Raw genomic sequence first — 21,832 nt, 5'->3', positions numbered from 1 at the left:
ATTAGTGATTTTTTGCTATCATAATTTCTTCCCTTAGGAAAAGACAAACAAAACGCTCTCTTATTAGGGTTTGCTCCTACTATCAAGTTTTACGCTTACATAGGAAATTTATGACAAACATATGATGTTTTCATTAAAGTAGAAATTTTTATTTACAGAATTGTTGAAATTGTCAGATAATTTGCTATGATATAAAAAGTTATTTTTCTACTTAATATAGTTATCAATCATTTGACTATGATTGTTTCGTCGTCAATAGTTTAGTCTTAGAAAAGGGGTTGCTTATGGAGAAAACTGAAACAAACAAACTAAAAAAACAACTAAGTTCCAGACACATCACGATGCTAGCACTGGGGGGTGCTATTGGTGCGGGACTATTTAAAGGAAGTGGCGAAGCTATTGGGATTGCCGGTCCTGGTGTCTTGATTGCTTTTTTGATTGGTGGGGCTGTTTTATTCATCGTAATGAATGGTCTTGGTAAATTAGTTTTAGATGACGGGGATACCCAGCATGGATTATCGGGGCTTGTTCGACCTTTTTTAGGTGCCCATTCTGCTGACTTTATCGACTGGGTTTACTATTCATTATGGACGATCAATATTATTGCCGAAGCTGTAGCGGCAGCATCCTTCTTACAATTATGGTTTCCAACGATTCCACCTTGGACCTTTGTCTTAATTCTAGCCGTGTTGACAACGTTGATTAATTTATATTCTGTGCGGTTATTTGCTGAAACTGAGTATTGGTTGGCATTTGCTAAAATCAGCGTAATCATATTGTTGATTATCTTCGGGATATACCTGGTAGGTCATCAAATGTTTGACATTGGGGTCTTTCCTACACTAAACAGTATTACGGATCATGGTGGCTTTGCCCCTCATGGTATGAAAGGAATCGTCAACTCGCTACTCGTAGTTATATATTCTTATGGTGGTTCAGAATTGATTGCGATCACAGTAAGTGAAGCCGACAATCCCAAAAAAGCGATTCCTAAGGCAATTCGTGGAGTAATGGGACGAATCATTTCATTTTATATCATTCCATTGTTCTTGTTGTTAATCATTTTTCCTTGGGATACCTTGGCAAACTCATCTGCTAGCCCATTTGTGATGGTATTTGAAAAAATGCATATTCCATTTGCCGCTGATCTTGTAAACTTTGTGATCATCTTAGCGCTCTTTTCTTCCATCAACTCAGGTGTATATGCTTCTTCACGTTTGCTGTATTTCCGTTTAAAAGACAAAAAAGGTGCAGCAAAAAAACTATCTGTTTTGAATAAACACCATGTTCCACAACGTTCCGTATTATTTTGCGCAAGTGTTTTATATTTAGGCGTTGTTCTTTCTTACTTTGTTGGTGACAAACTATTTGGCTATTTGGCTGGTTCTCTTTCCTACACTGTCTTAGTCATCTGGCTTATGATCAGTATTGCAGCCTTTATCCTTGCTTTAAAGAAAGGTTCTCTTTTTGAAAAAGGGGTAAACTTATTAGCAATCGTAGTTTTAGGATTGATCTTTGTGGGAATCTTCTTCACTAATTCAATTGGTGTGACATTATTGACTGCCCTTCTTTACTTGGTGATTTTCTTTAGCTACCGCAAGAAAAATGATATCTTTGCTTAAAAGCCCTATAAATAGCTTGAGTTCCTTAAGCCAAAAACAAGCAACTAAGTTGTACCAAACAATTTAGTTGCTTGTTTTTTTGTAAGCTGAGAAGATAAAAGTTGGGGAAAAAATAAAAGGAGTGTTTTTAAATGACAAAGTATTGGAAATTTTTATTAATGATTGGGGTATCGACCGTCATCATGTTTGGTATGATGTATTTGAACGTCTACTCGATCGATCATCTTTTCTTTAGTCGTACACGGGTGTTCATGGCATTGATGATGGGCGCTGTAATGGCGATCATCATGCTCTTATTTATGTGGAAAATGTATGAGAATAAAACATTGAACAAAATCATTTTAGGGGTAAGTGTCTTAGTATTTGCCGGTTCTTTGTTTATGGTCCGTAGTCAAACAACAGTCAGTGATGTCGCTTGGATGAAAGCCATGATCCCTCATCATTCGATTGCTATTTTAACCAGTAAACGTGCCAATTTGAAAGATCCTGAAGTCAAGAAATTAGCAAACGACATCATCGAAGCGCAAGAAAAAGAAATCGAACAAATGAAGAAGTTGATTGAAGAACAAAAATAAGTATATCGTAAAAAAACGCCCGAAACATTGCTGTTTTGAGCGTTTTTTTGATTCAAATATTCCGAGAGTTTATTCGTTTGTATCGATACCAAGCGTTCCATTCGGCTTTTCGTCTATTTTTTCGATCCCTAATCCAGTAAAGGCGCTAACCATTGAAAAAACTGGTGAGAGTAAACTGAAAAAGACAAATGGTAAGTATGTGAGGGTTGGAATCCCAAAGGTACTAGCTACAAAGCTGCCCGCAATTCCCCAAGGTACAAGGTAATTGATCACTGTGCCACCATCTTCTAACGTTCTACCTAAAACAGTTGGGTCAAACCCAGCTTTCTGGTAAGTCTCTTTGAACGCATTCCCAGGTAAGATAACTGATAAAAATTGTTCTCCAATAAAGAGATTGACACCAATACTTGTCATCAATGTGGTGAAAATCAATTTTGGTGTATTGGTCATTTTCTTAGAAACGACATCCATAACAGTTGAAATCAAACCGAATTCAATGAGTAATCCACCAAGTGATAATGTTAAAATGATCAAAGAAACAGTTGGCATCATACTTTCGATCCCACCACGACTAAGTAATGAATCAATTTGTTGATTGCCAGTAGTTGCAACGAATCCAGATTCAATCACTGTCGCTAAACTACTAAGAGAAGTTTGCGGATTCTGAATAAAGATCATCCCCACCGCCACAGCTATATTTAACAGAATAGTCAAGATAGCTGGTACTTTTTTCCAAGCACATAATAACATTAAGAACAAGGGAATCAACGACCAAAAAGAAATTGTAAAGTTTGCTTCCAGGATATCAGTGACTTCTCGGATAGCCGTTAGACTAGTTTCTCTATTTGTGTGTCCAAGAACCATGAACAAAAAGAAGGAAACGACAAAAGCTGGAACCGTAGACCACATCATATGTTTGATGTGCTTGAATAAATCGGCATCAACGATTGCTGCGGCTAGATTGGTTGACTCTGACAAAGGAGACATTTTATCTCCAAAAACAGCACCTGAAACAATTGATCCCACGACTAACGCTGGATTAATTCCTAATGTCATACCAATACCGAAAAATGCGATCCCAATCGTTGACATGACAGTAAAAGCACTCCCTACTGCACTACCGACGATAGCACAAACAACAAATACAGAAGGAACAAACCACTTGACACTTATCAATTTAAAACCAATAACCATAAGTGTCGGGATAATTCCTGCTTGGATCCACACCGCAATCAGTGCGCCGACTAATATAAAGATAAAAATCGGAATGATTCCCGGTTTGATTCCATTGATAATTCCTTCATGTAACCACTCTGTTGGGTATCTTTTCACTACAGCGTAAAGCATGATCATTCCAATTGCTGCTAAGATCGTAATGTTTGGTGATAATTTTAATCCGACAACCCCAATTGCTATACTTGCCACAATCACCAATAAGACAAATACAGCTTCTTTAAAACTCGGTTTTCCTTTTTTCTTCATAATCATTCTCCTTTTTTAGTTAATCGAAGTACTAAAAAAGAATAGATATCGAATGACTCCGCCACAATTCATGGGCATTTCCCCCTCTAATCAAACAAAAAGAACTATTTTCAACTAAGGACGAATGACTCCGCGGTACCACCTTAATTAAAAACAGTTCTGTTTTTCACTTTGATTTAACTATTTAGTTTTTATTCCTTTTCATGTAATTCGACATTTCGGCTTGATCGGTTCGCAGCTACCACCGACTTTCTGAACAAAACACCTGAAACGCTACTATGTGAAAAGTTGACTTTCATGAAGTTTACCTTCTGCGAGATTTTTTGTCAATACAAAATGACTATTTTTTTCAAATCATAAATCATTATTTATTTAAAAAGTCGAACCAGTTAACTGACTTTTTTCTAAAAGTTGTTGGTGTTCTTCCTGAATCTTTGTCAATAAAGCTGGTTGTTCGAATAAATCTAAAGCGGTAGCCGCTAATAGTTCTGCTGCAATGGCGATCGATGCCAACCCTTTTTCACTTTTTGCGGCTGCTTTAAACTCTTCTGAATGTCCAGCGATATACTCATCTGAAATCGAAATAGTTGGTTGAATCGTCGGAATCACTTGACTGACATTCCCTACATCAGAGGACCCTAAGCTGGTCTTTTCTGTTACATCGATTTCCGTTTCTGGAACTCCAGCTGCTTTTGCATGTGTAAAAAACAACTCATCGAAAGAAGGTGTCGGAATCATATGATCTACCGCATTTTGAAACAAACCAAATTCATAGCTTGTGCCCGTACTCAACGCAGCCCCTTTCACGATTTGTTCCACTTTTTTAAAGACTATATCTAATGTTTGGCGATTGCCAGCCCGTAAATAAAAACGTCCTGCAGCATATTCAGGGATGACGTTAGCAGCAACTCCGCCGTTAGTGATGATCCCATGGATATTGACATCTTTAGGTAATTGTAAGCGTAGTGCGTTGATACCATTAAAAACTTGGATCAGTGCTTCTAATGCGTTAACTCCCTTTTCGGGTGCAGCAGCAGCGTGAGAAGCAACTCCATAAAATTTGATATCAACTGGATCATTAGCTAGCGATTCGGTTGTTTTTCCGTAACGGTAAGCTGGATGAGCACATAAAGCAGCCGCCACATCGTCAAATAATCCCTCACGAACAAAGCTCCCTTTCGCTGAACCATTCTCTCCTCCTTCTTCCCCTGGTGTTCCATACACTCGGATCTCACCACCAATTTCGTCAATTTGTTTCTTAATGATACTCGCGGCTAATACGGAATACGTTCCAAAAAGATTATGTCCACACGCATGTCCAATTCCAGGAAGTGCATCAAATTCAGCTAAAAATGCAATCGTCGGACCTGGTTTATCTGAGCGATAGCTAGCAGCAAATCCTGTACGGTGTCCAGCGACCTCCTTTTCAACTGTAAAGCCTTCTTTTTCTAACTGGCGAATCAATGCAGCAGATGAATAAAATTCGTAATTGCTCACTTCTGGATGTTGATGGATATCCAAGGCAAGTGCTTGATATTCTGGTAATCTTTCTTGGATCGCTTCTTTCAATAAACTGGATCGATTCGTTGAAATAGTTGATGTAGTCATAAAAAAATTCCTCCTTGTATGCTGGCTTCCGATAAAAATTTCTAGTTCATTTGAGCTGTACTTTCTGATGATGCTCATTTACGACCAAAGGTTTTCCATGCTGGAACACTCGAACCTTTTGACGTTTCTTCAATGACTTTAGCAGTTGCTTCAGTTTGATAAGTATCAACGATTTTTTGATACGTACGGTTTGTTTCATCTTCTTTTCGGGCAACAATGATGTTGACATAAGGGCGGGCACGATCATCCACTGGTTCTAAGAAAATTGCATCTTTCGTTGGTGTGAACCCTGCATCGACTGCTACCCCACTATTGATGACCGAAAGACTCACATCGTTTAGCGCACGTGCTGTTTGCGAAGCATCCAATTCTGTGAGCTTAAGTTTTTTATCGTTTTCTGTCACATCAGAAATCGTCGGAGTCTGTCCCTTCGATGGATCAACTTTGATCAGCCCCGCTGATTGAAGAAGAAGTAAAGCGCGTCCCCCATTGGTTACATCATTAGGGATGGCTACTTTTGCACCTTCTTTTACTTCCTCAATCTTTTTGATCGTATTGGAATAGATTCCTAATGGGGCATTTACGGTGTTTCCGATTGAAACTAGATTTGTGCCATGTTCTTCATTATAGTTATCTAAAAAGAACTGGTGTTGAAAGGCATTCAAATCAATTGAGCCATCAGCTAAGGCCGCATTTGGTTGATTATAATCGGTAAACTTTACATATTCTAATTCAATATTCTCCTTTTTTAGACGTGCTTTTACATCGTCCCAAACATCTGTATCTTCACCAATCACCCCTAATTTGACAGTTGTTTCTTTTGTTTTTGTATCTGCCTTTCCTTGACTACAGCCTGCCAACCAAAATAATGCGACGAATGTCACTACAGCAAATCGAATCACTTTTTTCATTTTTTCTCCTCCATTAATGTGATATTTTTTTAATTAGAAAATTACTGATAAATTGACTTAAAAACACCAATGCCAAAATCAATAATGTCGCAACAACCGTTACGTCTGTTTGAAATCGATTATAGCCCCGAGAAATAGCTAAATTTCCTAAACCACCAGCTCCTACAGCACCTGCCATTGCGGTTAAGCCAATAACATTGATGATCGTTAAAGCTGAGACACGAATGATACTAGGTAGTCCTTCCAGTAAATAAACACGAAAAATGATACCCAATGGACTCGTTCCCATTGCTTGTGCAGCTTCGATAACACCGGGATCAACTTCAAGCAAGGCATTTTCGATTTGTCGAGCAAAAAAAGGAACGATGCCGACAATCAAAGGAACTAGTGCTGCCGTTGCTCCAATTGTTGTTCCGACAATAAAACGAGTCGTCAATGCAAGTAAAGAGAGTAAAATGATAAATGGAATGGATCGTACGATATTGATCACCTTATCAAAAAGTTCAAAACATAAGCGGTTTTCAATTAATCCTTTAGGGCGGGTAACGACTAAAACCACCCCTAATATAATGCCCAAGATTCCCCCAATCAAAGCAGACCAGAAAGTCATATATAGTGTTTGCTTTGTCGCTTCAATGAATTCATCTGGGATCAAATAAACATTTGGCAGATAGCTTTTGAGCCATTCGTTCATCTTAAACGCCTCCTTCAACGAGTTTGATTCTTTCTTGTGTTTCATGTTTTTGTAAGAGATTGACTTTGATACCTAATTGGATCAAATAATCTAGAGCTTTTTGTTTTTGAATGCTATCTCCCGCTAAAGTTACCACCAAGCTACCTATCGGTGTTTCTTGCAGCCATTCGATATTGCCATAAAGAATGTTTGCTGTTACTTGGTATTTGCTATACAACTGGGCAATCAATGGTTCATTCGTTTGGCTCCCCACATAACTCAGTTCAACTAGCCATTTATCCGTAAGCTCTTCTGCAAAGCCTTGCTGTCCAGTAATCTTTTCCAATGCTTGATCTAAGTGAGTCGCTGTACGTATAAAATCTTTCGTTAGTTCTTCTTTTGGATGACTAAAAATTTGAACACTACTTCCACTTTCGATGATTCGTCCAGCTTCCATCACCGCCACTTTATTACAAATTTCTTTCACTACTTGCATTTCGTGGGTGATCAAGACGATCGTTAATCCTAATTGGCGATTTAATTTTTTGAGCAACGCTAGAATTTGATGAGTCGTTTTTGGGTCAAGGGCACTCGTCGCTTCATCACAAAGCAATATTTTGGGATCATTTGCTAAAGCTCTCGCAATCGCTACTCGTTGTTTCTGTCCTCCAGATAATTGGTTGGGATAGGCAGAAGCTTTTTCCTTTAACCCTACTAAATCCAGTAAGTCACTTACTTTCTGACGACGTTCCTGTTTTGATTTCCCAGTATACTTTAAGGAGAAATCAACGTTGTCAAAAATTGTGCGACTTTCCATTAAGTTGAAATGTTGAAAAATCATACCAATCGTTTTCCGTTCTTTTCTCAATTCTTTTGGTGTGAGATCACCTAAATTCGTCTGTTGGATGATTACTTCCCCCTTCGTTGGTTTCTGTAAAAAATTCATCACACGAACTAATGTGCTTTTTCCTGCCCCAGAATAGCCCACAATGCCATAGATATCTCCTTGGGACACCGACAAATTCACTTCATTGACAGCTGGGATGTCTTTACCTTTTTGCTCAAAATGGACACTGATGTTTTTTAACTCAATCATTCGTTCTCCTCCTTGTTGTATAATAAAAAAGGCATCCTCAAGAAAATGAACTCAATCATTTCCTTGAGGACGCCTTTTTGCGTGTTACCACCTCATATTCAAGCCACATTCACATGTCGCTCCTCTTCAAGTACAAACATACTCTAGCGAGATACCGGTCGCAGCCGTTACCGCCTCACAAAATGCTTGGGGTAAAATGCTCAGTAGCCATTTTCCAATCGTTCCTCTTTGCTTCTTCTCAGCTCCCGAAGCTCTCTGTTAAAAGATTTCCAACTGTACTTACTACATCATTGCAAAAAAATATATAAAAAAAATCCTCTTACCAACAAAAAATGTTAGTAAAAGGACGACGAATCGTGGTACCACCTTTATTCGGAAGTTTCCTTCCCTCTAGCCAACGTCTCATTCCTGAGAGATTGGGGTTCAGTTTAACGGTTGAACGACGACCGAATTTATCTACTTATCGACAAATTATTCTCCAAGGCCATTTTCAACTTTGCGGATTTGACTCTTTTCACCAAACAGAGCCTCTCTAGGAAATCGTTCAAGTTTACTCTCCCTATCAACGAATATACTTATTTAGTTGTTGCGAATAATTTACCGTACTCATAATTAAAAGTCAAGGAAGAAGTTTACAAAAAAATGATTGAATTATTTTGTTGTTTTTTTATCTAACATTTCAATAACAGTTCGTAAGTCGTTTCCTTCAGCAAGTAAATTTAATTTTTCTTTTTCTTCTGCTGTATAATTTCGTTCAAAACTAGTATCTGGAATTAAAACAACGCCCATCCCAGCTCGGGAAGCAGAAGTAGCTCCAACTAAAGAATCTTCCACTGCAAATGCTTCTGAAGCAACTAATTTTGTTCTTTCTAAAGCGGTCAAGTAAGGAACAGGTGAAGGCTTGTTTTCACTTACTTCATCACCGAATGTCATCGTATCAAAATAATTAGCCAAATCAAATTGGGCTAAGATATCAGTCGCTCTTTTAGTAACTGTCGTTGTCGCTAATCCAAGTCGTAAGTCACGTTTTTTTAATTCAGTTAAAACTTCTTTCGCATAGGGTTTTAATTGTATCCCACCGTTATGAAGCTGTTGATAAAAATATTCTTCACGCTTAGCACGAACTTCTTGAACTTTTTCAGGGCTTCCAGCTGCTTTCACTAAGATGTCAAAACTTTGCTTCCAGTTTTTACCTCCCCAAGCATCTACTACTTCTTTGGGAATCGCTAAATCATACTGTTGGAATCCCCATAACCAACCATCACGATAGGTTTTCTCCGTGTCAACTAATAGTCCATCTAAATCAAATATTGCGCCTTTCATTTTTCACTATTCCTTTCAGAAAACAATATCCATAGTTTAGCATGTTTCATTGTTATTTGCACAGAACGAATCATATTTTCCTTTCATAATAAAATGAAAGGTATAGAAAAAAATGAGTCCGAGGCACTTTTGAAGTGCCCCGAACTCATGATTAGAGGTGAGAACGGACGGGTAAACGGTGTTCATTCATCAACCATTACAATAGTTCACCAAATTTTTTAATATAGAATTTTTTGACCATTGTCACTAATGTCAAGTAAGCTAAAATCGTTACGACTAACCAAGTCCAGTAAGTTCCTGGTAACGGCATCAAACCTAGTTCTGCACCAAAGCCTGTAAATGGCAGAATCGAACCTACAACGATTCCTAATGTCGTAATCGTAAACATCGCAAATGTCGCATTGCTTTGAATAAATGGAATCTTTGGTGTCCGTAGTGCGTGTAGGACTAATGTTTGTGACCATAATGATTCAACGAACCAACCTGCATGGAACAACGCAATAAATACGATCTTTTGTTGTGCATCTAATGTATGGAAATCTCCACCTACAACTGCTGGACAAATGATAAAGTACATCAATAAGTAGGTAGTGATATCAAAAATCGAACTCGTAGGTCCAAAATATACCATAAATTTCCCAATGCTTGATGCTTCCCATTTTTTAGGCTCATGTAGATATTCTTTATCCATTTTATCCCATGGAAGTGAGATACAAGACACATCGTAAATCAAATTCAAAAAGAGAATTTGCAGTGGCAACATTGGTAAGAATGGTAAGAATGTGCTAGCAACTAAGACAGAGAACATATTCCCAAAGTTTGAACTTGCAGTTGCCTTGATGTATTTCATGATGTTCCCAAATGTTTCTCGACCAGATAAAAGACCTCTTTCTAAAATCGTTAAATCTTTTTCTAGTAAGATCACATCGGCTGATTCTTTTGCGATATCTACTGCTGTATCAACCGAAATACCGATATCCGCTACTTTCATTGCCGGTGCATCATTGATACCATCACCTAAAAAGCCCACGGTATGGCCATTTTGACGTAAAGCAGTCGTTAAACGAGCCTTTTGTTGAGGATTCAATTTAACAAATACTTCATGATTTTCAGCAACTTGTGCTAATTCGCGATCATCCATTTCTGAAATCTTTTCGCCAGTGATCAATTCATTAATTTCCAGACCCACTTGACGACAAACCGAACGAGTGACTAATTCATTATCACCAGTTAAGACTTTGACTGCGACACCATGATCTTTCAATGCTTTTAGTGCTTGTTTCGTCGTTTCTTTTGGAGGATCAAGGAAAGCAAGGTATCCAATCAATACCATATCTGACTCATCTTTCACTGAAAATTCGCCAACTACGCTTGGGTTTGTTTTTTGGGCCACCCCGATTACACGTAGACCATCTTCATTTAAATCTCTCACTTTTGCAAGAACTGATTCTCTTTTTTCATTGGTTAATGGACTAACGATCCCATCAATGTCGATGTAATTAGAGATACTCAACATCTCTTCGATCGCACCTTTGGTAATCATTTGTGTTTTACCTGCGGTGTCCTCTACAACGACACTCATCCGACGACGTTCAAAGTCAAATGGAATTTCATCCACTTTGCGGTAATTGATTTTATCGGTTGCTAACGTTTGTTTGGCTTCATCAATAATTGCTACATCCAACAGATTTTTTAATCCTGTTTGATAGTAACTATTTAAATACGCATGGCGTAAAACACGATCATCTTCTTTACCAGAACAATCCATGTGGTATTCTAAAATGATTTTATCTTGAGTCAATGTCCCAGTTTTATCCGTACATAACACGTCGATCGCACCAAAGTTTTGGATCGCATTCAAATTTTTGATGACTGTTCCTTTTTTCGCCATCACACTAGCGCCTTTAACTAAGTTCGTAGTAACAATCATTGGTAACATTTCAGGTGTAAGACCGACTGCTACAGATAAACCGAATAGAAAAGCTTCCAGCCAATCCCCTTTAGTCAACCCATTGATAACGATAACTGTTGGTGCCATTAAAGCCATGAATTTGATCAATAACATGGATGTTTTATGAATACCAATTTCAAAGTTTGATTTGATCGGTTTTTCAGAGAGCGTTTGAGCCACATGTCCAAATAATGTTTCATTACCAACAGATACAATAATACCTTCAGCACTCCCGCTGATAACGTTACTTCCCATAAAAGCCAAATTTTCATAACTAGTTTCACTCAAAGTCTCATCATCGTAAACAATCGCTTGCTTTTCGACAGGGTAACTTTCACCAGTTAAGGCAGCTTGTGAAATAAATAAATCTTTGGCTGACAACAGACGCATATCTGCAGGAATCATATCACCTGCTGATAATCGAACAAGGTCTCCACAAACGATTTCTTCCATTGGAATCTCAGTATAATCACCGTTACGTTTAACTGCTGCGGTTACTTTTACCAATGATTTTAATTTTTCTGCGGCTTGGTTAGAGCGAACAGATTGAACCAACGTCATCGTTCCACTGACGATGACCATCGTAAAGATGATAATTACTCCAAATAAATCTTTATCCCCAGGAGCGGCTAACACGTATTCTGTGATAAATGAAATCACTCCGAGTGCAATCAATACCAAGGTGAATGGTGTAATATAAGCTTTTAAAGCTTCTACAATAAAGGGTGTTTTCTTCCCATAAGAGATTGAATTTTCACCATATTTTTCTCTTGATTCTTCAATTTGTTCGTCTTTCATTCCTTGATCAGTCGAATGAAAGAAGTTCAATAATTCTTGTTTTGTCTTTCCTGCAAATGCAGCATACATTTTTTGTGTATCTCTCTTTTTTTCCATCTCATTTTTCTCCTTAGACCCAGTAAATATAAGCAATACTTATTTAAGCTGGGTTATTTTTAGTTAGTTGAGTAATGGAGAAAATGCTGTATTTAAAGGGGCTGAAAACAGATAGATAATAGCCTCAGCCAGCAATTTCTCTCGCATTATTTTCTTCGCAGGACTGTCATCCATTTGTTCTCATCTCCTTTAACTTGATAGAATTGTTCTTATTTCTCTTTCGTTTTAAAAGCATCAACTTCCCAACGAAACCACCTCCATTTTTTGTTTGTTAGGATTGTTTCAACACAAAAAGACCTTTCATCAAAAATTCAGCGAAAGGTCGAAAAAGCACATAAAAAAAAGCTTCTTTGATCTCATCGTTGAGTTTTGACACTGTACAACGTAAAAAGCAATTCCTTGCTTTTAGCTACCTTATGAAAAGCCTTGTCTCGACAATTCCTGTTCTACCCATTGGCGTCTCTCGACGTTTTTGGGCAGTAGCCTGTGTTTGTATAGGAGCCTCACCTAACAAATCCTATTTAGTTTTCCTTCGTAAATATAACAACTTATGCACCGATTGTCAAACTTATTTTTTGCTTTTTGCAAACATTTATGGTAAATAAATTGTTTTTGATTGATGGGGTTAGAAAATTCTTATTGTACTTAATAGCTCGTATGTTGATCAGCTTTTTCACTTTGATTGTGGGTTTACTCAGACACCAGTATAATAAAGGTATAACAAAAAAAGGGGTGTATCAGATGGAACGTACATTGGTCATTATCAAACCGGATGGTGTCAGACGTCATTTAATTGGGCGGATCATCCAACGATTTGAAGAAAAAGGATTAGCAATTACTGAAATGAAGTTTGCAACAATGACAAAAGAACTCGCACAAGAGCATTATCATCACTTAAGCGGTCGGAGCTTTTTCGATGAATTAATTGATTATATGACCTCGGGACCAGTAGTCTATCTTGTTTTAGCTGGAGAGGATGTCATCGATATCGTCCGTAAGATGGTCGGTGCAACTAAAGCTGTAGATGCTGTTCCTGGAACGATTCGTGGAGATTATGCCTTACCTGGAACTGAAAATATCATTCATGCATCTGATTCAAGAGATGCTGCAACCAATGAAATCAATCGTTTTTTCCCATTATTCGATACAAAAAAGCAAAAATCTGAGATCGTTCATCCTGAATGACCAAACAGATTTGCTCTTACTGATAGTTGAGTGAAAGAGCAGAAAAGTACCTGACAGTTCGTTTAGCCAATGATTATTGCAAGGTCTTTTCTACTCTTATTCACTTGCCTTACTTATTCTTGTTCTATTTTTGCAATCTGTTCAAACAACATCATTTTTTTCTCTTCTTCTTTTATCACTTCCAAAAGTTTCTCTTCAAGACGTTTGCGCTCTTTCTTGCCTAGGGTATATTCGATGACCGTAAAAAAAGTATTCAACTCTTTTGAAAGTGGTTCACCTAAGGCTTGTGCAATCAGCTTTCTGTAGTATTCTGTCATCAAACTTTCATAAATGATTGTTGATTTTTCTTTGTGTGCCAAACTGCGAGACATATCGAGGTTGATACTACGCGCTTTTTTGAAACGTTTTTTATCGATATAATAAAGTGTGAGATTCATTAAAAATGTAAATAAATAGTCTTCATTCAAAGAATCGGTCATTTGTCGCATTCTTTTTTTGATTTTCAAGTAATGATTGTCTAGAAATGAATCACTGAAAATATAGGGATACTTGGAAAGAATGTCTAACTCAAAATGACCATATTCCCTGATTTTCATAAAGTATTCTTCAATCGTACGACACTCATATCCTAGAAATTCTAATTGCAACTCCATTTTTCCATTCGTCTGCCAAAACATCTGTAGATTTAACATTAAATAGTATAAATCAGCTGTTTTTTTATATTGCTTTCGGTTGTTGGCAATTTCCTTATAAGGATCAAAGTTCTCTTCTTGGATTTTATTTAAAAGATGCCGACTTTTCTTCGTTTTTTTGGGTTCTTCAAGCTGATTACGTAACCATTCATATTCGGCCAAAGAAATATTTAAGCGTTCCAAGAAGGCTTTTAGTGTACAAAAAGAGATCTTCTTTACGGTATGATTTTCGATTCCTACTAGAGATGTTTTAGAACAGATTCCCTTTGCTAACTGTGTTTGTGTCAACTTTCGATTCACTCGAAGTTGCTTGATTAATTCTCCATCATACATAATTGATCGTTACCAAAACCAATAACTGAGTGAGTGCCATGTACGAAACAGTTGATCTTTCATCCTTCTTGTAACACTTCTACAACACGTATCACATGACCGTTTGTATGATAAGAAATGTTTAGCCAAAGTGTTGAAAAATAAATTAGCTGCTTGGATCTGTGCTTCTATATGTACATGTTCGTTCATTGCCAGTTGTTGTTTTGATTAAACGTTTCCCCTCCTTGTTGTTTCTGATTTTTATTCTTCGGTCAACCTATAGCTGACAAGTTTATCCTATTTTCCTTTTCTATTTTTATTTGATTCAACTGAATTCAGCCATCATTTTTTACACCTATCCAAATTTCCTCGGATTTTTCACTTCCAAAAGAATCGCTGTAAAAAATTTGTTTCCTTCACTAATTACATACGCTAAAATAAAAAAGTTTACGAATTATATAAAAAAAACTTCCAAAAAAGTGAAAACAAATCGACTTTTTTGGAAGTTTTATTAACTATTCATTTAATTATTCTCATCTGTTTCTGCAGGGTAAAGGTTAGTCGTTGTTTTATTTCCATTTTTAGAATAAACACTCGTGGACTTGCTTCCTTTTTGTTTTTCAATGGTTTCATTTTTCTCTGCATCATTTTTATAATCATACTTTTTGGGATCAATCGTTTTAAAGTTATCTGGTACATAGAAACGTAATAGATTCTCTTGATTCAACTTATCAGATAAACTTAAAGCCGTTTTGACTTGATTCTGATCTTTTTCCACTTCTTTTTGGATACCAGCTTTTTTAGGATCAATGATTTCCCCTGTTTGGTTATTATAAGTTTTTCCATCTAAAACGGTATATTTAGGTGTCGCAAAATTACCATTTCTAAAGGCAACCAACTGATCATGCTGTGGTGAAAGCAAATCTGTACCAAAATGGATATAGTCTTTATCATTGATTCCTACTAAGTGTAACAGGGTAGGTAACACATCAATTTCGCCACCATATTCATGATTGATCTCACCTTTTTTATAACCTGGAATGTGGAACATCAATGGCACTCGCTGCATTTGAGCATTATCAAAATCATCCCAAGTAGCAGGGTCTTTTCCTAAGGCTTTCGCCAAGTCTTTATTATCCGTATTGGATATTCCAAAATGATCTCCGTAGATGACAAACATCGAATTTTGATAGATACCGGATTTTTTCAAATACGTAAAGAATTGTTCCAACGATTGATCTAAATAATGAGCTGTCCGGACGTAATCATCTACTCTGCTATTGCCAGTCTTCAATGATGGGAAATTAAAATGTTTATCGTCTGTATAGTATGGCGTATGATTGGTTACCGAAAGAAACTTAGTATAGAACGGTTGTTGTAAATGTTCCAAATATTTAGCTGATTCTCTGAATAAGTCCTTATCTAAAATACCATATCCCAACGTTTCATCTGAACTATTGAAATAAGAACGATCAAAGAAGTTGTCATAGCCTAAATTTTTATACACATGATCTCGGTTCCAGAAGCTCCCGACATTCCCATGGAAAACCGCGCTCGTATAGCCTTGCTGTTGCGCCAAGATTGCTGGAGCAGCTTGGAACGTGTTATCTGAACCTAGCTCGGTAAACAAAGAACCTTGTGGTAAACCAAAAGTTCCCGTCTCTAACATATTTTCTGCATCACTTGTTTTTCCTTGCCCAACTTCATGGAAGAAATTGTCAAAGCTGATCGTTGATTGATTCTTATAGATACTATTTAAGAATGGCGTTACTTCTTGACCATCTACCTTCATATTGATTAGAAATTGTTGGAAGCTTTCTAAATGCAGGACAATGATGTTTTTCCCTTTAGCCACGCCAAATGTTGCTGGATTAGGAGCAGCATAATGATTTTCGGTGTATTTTCTCACTTCTTCTACACCATTACTACTTGCATGCGCACGAACACTACTTGTCATCCCTGTTTTGATAGCATCGTAAATAGTATAGGCATCGATTCCCAAATATTTGACGATGTAAGAACGGTCAAACGTCCGTTGCAACAATTGGGGACGATTTGCTTCACTAAGCGCTAAATTTCCTGAAAAAATCAACGCTGACAGACAAGTAACTGCGATCGCCACTGGTTTAGAGACTGCAGGACTTTTTACTGGTATTTTTTTAACAAACATCCAGATGATGAGTCCTACAAATACTAATATATCCAACCAATACAAAATGTCATGAGGTCTCATTAATGCAAAGGAACTTCCTGATAAACCTTGTGAAACTTTAGAAAAGCCTAGAATAGACTTTACGGTCACGAAATCTGTAAATTCTCGATAAAAAATAATATTCAAATAAAGCAAAAGTGTATTTAAAATATCAATGATTAAAAGAACAATCAATGCGGGTTTCAATTTTTTTATATATAATGCTAAACCAAAAAACAACAATGTCGTTGCAATTGGATTAATCCACAGAATAAAGTATTGGATGCTGCCTTCAACGCCCAATGAAAAATCAACGTAATAGGCAAAGATCGTTTTCAGCCAAAAGAAAAAACTAGCTGTCAAAACAATCAGCAAACGATTTTGGCACAATTTTTTCAAATGTGTCACAAGTATCACTTCTCTCTTTTATTTTTTTTTATTCTGCTCCTAAAAAATGAAAATTTCCTAAAAAAAGGGTTATTTTAAGATTTTTTTTAGAAATGAAGGGAGCAATTATGGATATCTATGCCAAAAAAAAGAACCCCTCAGACTAAATATGTCCATCTTGAGGAGTTTTTGTTAGCTGTTTTTGTTTTGGTCAACCTGAACTACAATAGTTCTAGTTATCGAATGAAGCAAGAACAATCAGTCAAAGATTCAGCAAAAAACAGTAACTTAGTAAAAACAAATGAACTTCCATCATTTCAAACGAATGACTATCATGCACCTTTCAGTACTTGAGCTGGAAAAGACGTGTTGCCCCATCTATTTCACAGTTTGCGTACTCTTACTAAAATACTCGTGTTACTTTGCCTTCTGTTGCTGACTTGCTTTGCTGTTTTTTGTGCTATTTTTAGTTGTACGACTCGATTGCGTCTTGGACTTACTTTGGGTCGTACTTTGAATTGTTTCCGAACGTTCAGAAGAACTTTCCTGAGTCGTATCAGAATTTTCTTTGACTTCTTTATTCATTTTTATCCAATCTTTCAGACGGGTACTAACAACCTCACGATTCACCTTATCTGAATAGCTGGTTATTACTTTTCCGTTCTTTAATCGAGCTAGTTTTTCTCCGTCATTGGTTAAAAGTAAGACGGTCAAATGTTTATCGTTGAATTGATATTGTCTTAACGATATAGCACTTAAGACATCATCAATATTGATAAACTGATTACTTTCCTTGTCTTTTGGCAAATAAAGCTCTAATTCTCCCTTATCATAGTTGGCTACTATCTTGTAATCCTTCCACCAATAAGTAGAAAATTCTTTTTTAAATTTATCTACTGATTCTTTACTTGCAATGATTTTTTCTGTTTCTAGTTGAGCGATATCTGCTGTCATTTTTCCTGAAACTGCGGCTGATAAAAAAAGCAGTAAGAAAAAACCAACTAACCAAAAGAGAAGAAAAGGACGTTTTTTTCTCATACCTTTCTCCACTCCCATTCAAATTTGCCTATTCCATTATATACAAAAAATGAAGAGTAAAGACAAAAAAGTAAAAAAAGATATTAAATAACGAAAATTTTTTTATAAATAACCCATACTGATGGATCGTTTTATAAAAAAGGTTGTAACTAAATTTATAGTAAAGCAAATTTAGAACGTTTCTAAGAACATACTTTCACCAAAAAAACGTTATAAGTACATTGAAAATAACCTGAAACTTACAACACTTGAGACTGTTAATCATTTACAACAATTACCTTTTGGATTAGTTTTGATAAACAATTTTGTTAATTGCATGCTTCGATTTATTTACCTTCGTTTTGGCTTGCTCTTTTCTTGAATAGACTTGAATAGACAGATTTCACTAATTTCTGTCCCCCTTGTTTACTTGATTACCCGAAAGTTATGATTTACTTCAGCATGAATTCGTTGATGTTTTCTTAAATAATCAGCAATCAGTTCAGTCATATCGATTTGGATTTCACGAATGATTTTATCGGCAGAGAACATGTGATAATTCCCACCACCGACCGCTCTGTACTGATTCATGACTACTTCCAGATCTTCCTCAGGATGGATCGGTTTGCCTGCTCTGGCTAATTTAGTGATCCTTTGCCCTACTGGTTGACGTAAATCGATCTCATAATCAATGCCCTCATACATGTCATAATTATAATACTGTGGTTTAGGTTCAATGAACGTAGGATTAAATACGATCTCGCCTGATTCTATTGCCAAGAAGTTTGCTGTTTGTTCTAAGGCATCTCTTAGATCCTGCCCTGTAATTTTAAGAACTGCTAAAGTATTAGGATAAATATAATTGGTAATAATTTCTCTCATTGTAATAGTTTCATTGAATCCTTGACCTTCATTGTTGAACAGAGCCGTTCCAGAAATCGGTACTCCGCTGGCAGCCATTTGCACCCGATTAATAAACTCAATATAAGGATGTTCCACGATTCGTGCTTGCATCGGATCAGTGATTTTCATGTTTCCTTGTACCTCTCCCACTGGTTGATCAAGCCATGTTTGCAATTCATTTTCTGTTTTTTGAACAAGTGAAAGAATGTCTTCATCTGCCTCGTCAGTTACTAAGGAAATCAGTTCTGCTTTTCCGTCCGAAACACGATAACCATTAACCGTTCGTTCCAAGGATAATTCGATTTTACCTAAAAATTCGCCACGATAGCCCGGTTGGATAATCGGCACACCATTTACCTTCGTAGCAATCACTCGATGTTGGTGCCCAGTAATCAACGCATCCATCCCAGCTACTTCTTGGAGTAGTTGGAAGCCTTCATTTTCGCCAGTCAATGCTTCGGTGGGTTCGCCAGTCTCTAAATCTTTCTCGAATCCACCATGATAAGCTACAACCACTACATCTGCTAATTCTCTAAGTTTAGGTACATACTGTTTCGCTGCTTCAACTGCAGATACAAATTGTAGGTCTTTAATTGTTTCAGGTTGTTCCCAATGGGGGATATATTGCGTGGTCAACCCTAAAATCGCCACTTTGATCCCTTGTTTTTCAATCATCACATAGGGCTGTCCAAAATAAGGATCGCCTTTGCTCGTTAAAATATTAGCAGATAAGACAGGATGATGATAACTAGCGATAGCTTGTTCTAAGTAAGATAAGCCATAATTAAATTCATGATTTCCTAATATACTAGCATCCACATCCATTTCATTTAAGACATTCGTTAATTCTGAGACGTGGTGATCTTGTTGTTTTGCTAAGTAGTAACTAAAAGGTGACCCCTGAATGAAGTCACCGTTATCAATGACATAAAGAGGGTCTGGGCTAGTTTCTCTGATTTGTTTGATCCTACTGGCAATTTTAGCATAGCCATAAGGTTGTTCTTGATCCGTCGCATAGTTCGTTGGATAGATATACCCATGGACGTCACTAGTTGCTAACAATGTTATTTTCATACTTGTCTCCCATTTCATGAGACTGAACCAAAACTTGCCTCAGTCTCTTTTAGTCTCTCTAAAAACGAATAAACGGCGTTCAAACATCAGCTCCTTGAAATAAGCCTGAATTTTTCAAAACATGAGAAGCTGTTTCAAAAAATTCTTTCTTATTGTCATCAGAGCTACCCGATGTTTTCACGACCTCTGATTTACGGTGTTCAAAGAGCTGACCTTGGGCGATAAGTCAAAAAATCTCAAAACATGGAAAGCTGTTTCGAGATTTTCTTCCTTAATGCTCCTGCGATTACTCGTCGCAGTTTTTACTTGGTGAGCGCTCAGGTCAAGACACTCTTTTCACGACCGCTTACTAAACGGCGTTCAAGAAGCAATTCCTCAACAATAAGCGATGATTTTCTAAAATATGAGGAACTATTTTAAAAAATCCTCTCTTATCCGCTCGGAGCTAAACGCTTCTCTCACAGCCTCTTGTTCACAGCGAGACAAAAGCAGCATCTTCGAAAAATAAGCCGAAATTGACCCAAAATTTGAGAAGAAAATTTCGGAAACTCCTTCTTATTTCTTGATGTTAAACACTTTTGTCTCAACCGCCTAAAGCAAACAAGCTAACGTTCTGAACGTTCTTTCGTTCGATTGTTTATTGATTCCAAGCATCTTCCAATTGAGGAACGGAATCTTTTATCAGTTTCTTCGTATCTTGATTCGTATTCGATAAAATGTTTTCCATGATCGAACGTACCTCATTATAAGCAGGATCTGCGTTTTCAATCACAGGGATCGAGAATAGATCAGAAGTGGCTTCTTCTAAATATTGTGGTACTTTTGTCTCTTTAGAATCCTTGTATTCATCACTTTCAAGAACCGATTCAACGATTGGCATATAACCAGTCATATTTGCCCAATACAGTTGGTTTTCCGGTTGCGCTAAAAATTTCATATATTCAAAAGCAGCTGTGCGTTTTTCAGCACTGGCACTACTGAACATATAGATATCCGTTCCTTGTTGCAAATTGATTTTTTCAGGACGTGGCGCAACGCCATACTCAAATTTTCCTTCAGTATCTTTTTTCACATAACCTTCTCCAGCACTCGAGCCAACAAACATTGCCACTTGTTCATTTGCAAAAGGACCTGACAAGTACTTATCCGATCCAGCAATTCGGAAATAACCATCTTTGACACCCTCAGCATAGTAATCGATCACTTTTTGTGATTCTTTCCCATCTAAAGCTAAGTCTTTGTCAAAATCAACACCTTGATTCTTCATACCGATCGCATAGTAGTTATTCAATGAATCAAACCCAGCACCCACCACTTGCCCATCTGATTTTTCATAGATCGTTTTTGAAGCTTCTTTTAATTCTGCTAGTGTCGTCGGCACTTCAACGTTATATTGTTTTAATAGATCTGCATTGTAGAAAAGCATTTCCGTTGATTTGTTAAAAGGGATACCATATTGTTTGTCATCAATTTTAGCACCTTCTAATAATGAATCACGGATTTCTTCCTGATCCTTCCAGCCAATCGTATCATTTTCGATATATGGGTCTAAATCAACCAACATCTCATCTTGAGCGGCATTCCATAGCCATCCTGGATAAGCTTGAGTGATTGTCGGCAGATCCTTAGGTGAAGGTAATGTCGAATTGATTTTTGCTTGAAGATCCGAATATTGCGATTGATTTTGCAACTCTACCTTGATATTAGGATTTTCTTTCATGAAGTCATCTGTAAGTTTAGTTAATGCTTCTTCTTGCGCACCATTCATCGCATGCCAGAAGTTGATCGTTGTCTTTTCATTGATTTCTGTTACGATATCCTCACTTGAACTATCTACCTTTTCATTCTTTCCACAAGCACTTAACGCAAATACTGCTGCTGCAGCCACAAACACAGAAGCCCATTTTTTCATTTTCATCTTCTTTTTACTCTCCCT

Annotated in this window: 16 protein-coding genes, 1 riboswitch and 2 other annotated features; of the genes, 4 read left to right on the top strand and 12 right to left on the bottom strand. The window is 37.0% G+C overall.

Annotation, left to right across the window (positions count from 1 at the left end):
- The first annotated feature begins 284 nt into the window (after positions 1-284).
- Both IGK91_RS02815 and IGK91_RS02810 read left to right on the top strand, forming a co-directional pair.
- Positions 285-1,622 carry an amino acid permease gene (locus IGK91_RS02815; protein ID WP_010719900.1) on the top strand — a complete coding sequence of 446 codons (1,338 nt, stop codon included), beginning with the start codon at positions 285-287 and terminating at the stop codon, positions 1,620-1,622.
- A 131-nt stretch (positions 1,623-1,753) separates the two neighbouring features.
- Complete coding sequence (locus tag IGK91_RS02810; RefSeq protein WP_010738326.1) at positions 1,754-2,197, top strand: DUF305 domain-containing protein; 444 nt, start codon at positions 1,754-1,756, stop codon at positions 2,195-2,197.
- Between the two features lie 69 nt (positions 2,198-2,266).
- On the opposite strand, the gene nhaC is transcribed toward IGK91_RS02810, so the two are convergent.
- From nhaC to mgtA, 7 genes are all read right to left on the bottom strand, one after another.
- Positions 2,267-3,679, bottom strand: a complete 1,413-nt coding sequence (nhaC, locus tag IGK91_RS02805) for a Na+/H+ antiporter NhaC (RefSeq protein WP_081123005.1) — start codon at positions 3,677-3,679, stop codon at positions 2,267-2,269.
- A gap of 372 nt (positions 3,680-4,051) precedes the next feature.
- The gene (locus IGK91_RS02800) at positions 4,052-5,287 is read right to left on the bottom strand and encodes a M20 family metallopeptidase (RefSeq protein WP_010738328.1); all 1,236 of its coding nucleotides are present in this window, start codon (positions 5,285-5,287) and stop codon (positions 4,052-4,054) included.
- Positions 5,288-5,361: 74 nt separating this feature from the next.
- Positions 5,362-6,198 (bottom strand): MetQ/NlpA family ABC transporter substrate-binding protein, encoded by an 837-nt coding sequence (locus IGK91_RS02795; RefSeq protein ID WP_010738329.1) that lies wholly within the window; start codon positions 6,196-6,198, stop codon positions 5,362-5,364.
- Between the two features lie 13 nt (positions 6,199-6,211).
- Positions 6,212-6,892, bottom strand: a complete 681-nt coding sequence (locus IGK91_RS02790) for a methionine ABC transporter permease (RefSeq protein ID WP_010719905.1) — start codon at positions 6,890-6,892, stop codon at positions 6,212-6,214.
- A gap of 1 nt (position 6,893) precedes the next feature.
- Positions 6,894-7,967 carry a methionine ABC transporter ATP-binding protein gene (locus tag IGK91_RS02785; RefSeq protein ID WP_010738330.1) on the bottom strand — a complete coding sequence of 358 codons (1,074 nt, stop codon included), beginning with the start codon at positions 7,965-7,967 and terminating at the stop codon, positions 6,894-6,896.
- Positions 7,968-8,029: 62 nt separating this feature from the next.
- Positions 8,030-8,267, bottom strand: a binding site (T-box leader).
- Between the two features lie 39 nt (positions 8,268-8,306).
- Positions 8,307-8,542 (bottom strand) — a binding site (T-box leader).
- A gap of 76 nt (positions 8,543-8,618) precedes the next feature.
- Positions 8,619-9,290: an HAD family hydrolase gene (locus IGK91_RS02780; RefSeq protein ID WP_010738331.1), complete on the bottom strand. Its 672-nt coding sequence runs from the start codon at positions 9,288-9,290 to the stop codon at positions 8,619-8,621.
- A 196-nt stretch (positions 9,291-9,486) separates the two neighbouring features.
- Positions 9,487-12,135, bottom strand: a complete 2,649-nt coding sequence (mgtA, locus tag IGK91_RS02775) for a magnesium-translocating P-type ATPase (protein WP_081123002.1) — start codon at positions 12,133-12,135, stop codon at positions 9,487-9,489.
- 347 nt (positions 12,136-12,482) lie between these two features.
- A riboswitch (M-box (ykoK) riboswitch) is annotated at positions 12,483-12,657 on the bottom strand.
- Positions 12,658-12,876: 219 nt separating this feature from the next.
- Here mgtA and ndk point away from each other — a divergent pair.
- On the top strand, positions 12,877-13,320 hold the full coding sequence (gene ndk, locus IGK91_RS02770; RefSeq protein ID WP_010719910.1) for a nucleoside-diphosphate kinase: 444 nt from the start codon (positions 12,877-12,879) through the stop codon (positions 13,318-13,320).
- Positions 13,321-13,433: 113 nt separating this feature from the next.
- Here the strand turns inward: ndk and IGK91_RS02765 are convergent, their stop codons facing one another.
- Positions 13,434-14,345 (bottom strand): helix-turn-helix domain-containing protein, encoded by a 912-nt coding sequence (locus tag IGK91_RS02765; RefSeq protein WP_010738334.1) that lies wholly within the window; start codon positions 14,343-14,345, stop codon positions 13,434-13,436.
- 502 nt (positions 14,346-14,847) lie between these two features.
- Positions 14,848-16,923, bottom strand: coding sequence for an LTA synthase family protein (locus IGK91_RS02760; protein ID WP_081122999.1), 2,076 nt, complete (start codon positions 16,921-16,923; stop codon positions 14,848-14,850).
- Positions 16,924-17,040: 117 nt separating this feature from the next.
- Here IGK91_RS02760 and IGK91_RS02755 point away from each other — a divergent pair, with 117 nt between their 5' ends.
- Positions 17,041-17,256 (top strand): hypothetical protein, encoded by a 216-nt coding sequence (locus IGK91_RS02755; protein ID WP_010719914.1) that lies wholly within the window; start codon positions 17,041-17,043, stop codon positions 17,254-17,256.
- A gap of 63 nt (positions 17,257-17,319) precedes the next feature.
- Here the strand turns inward: IGK91_RS02755 and IGK91_RS02750 are convergent, their stop codons facing one another.
- The 3 genes from IGK91_RS02750 to IGK91_RS02740 all read right to left on the bottom strand — a co-directional run bounded on the left by IGK91_RS02750 (position 17,320) and on the right by IGK91_RS02740 (position 21,814).
- Positions 17,320-17,940: a hypothetical protein gene (locus IGK91_RS02750; protein ID WP_010738336.1), complete on the bottom strand. Its 621-nt coding sequence runs from the start codon at positions 17,938-17,940 to the stop codon at positions 17,320-17,322.
- Between the two features lie 405 nt (positions 17,941-18,345).
- The gene (locus tag IGK91_RS02745; RefSeq protein ID WP_081129427.1) at positions 18,346-19,896 is read right to left on the bottom strand and encodes a bifunctional metallophosphatase/5'-nucleotidase; all 1,551 of its coding nucleotides are present in this window, start codon (positions 19,894-19,896) and stop codon (positions 18,346-18,348) included.
- A 637-nt stretch (positions 19,897-20,533) separates the two neighbouring features.
- Positions 20,534-21,814, bottom strand: coding sequence for an ABC transporter substrate-binding protein (locus tag IGK91_RS02740; RefSeq protein WP_181934190.1), 1,281 nt, complete (start codon positions 21,812-21,814; stop codon positions 20,534-20,536).
- Positions 21,815-21,832: the final 18 nt, after the last annotated feature.

Source organism: Enterococcus sp. DIV1208, assembly GCF_050530455.1.
GTDB classification, from domain to species: Bacteria; Bacillota; Bacilli; order Lactobacillales; family Enterococcaceae; genus Enterococcus_B; species Enterococcus_B hirae.
Note: the sequence above shows the minus strand (reverse complement) of the source record. Positions and strands in the feature narration are given on the sequence as shown.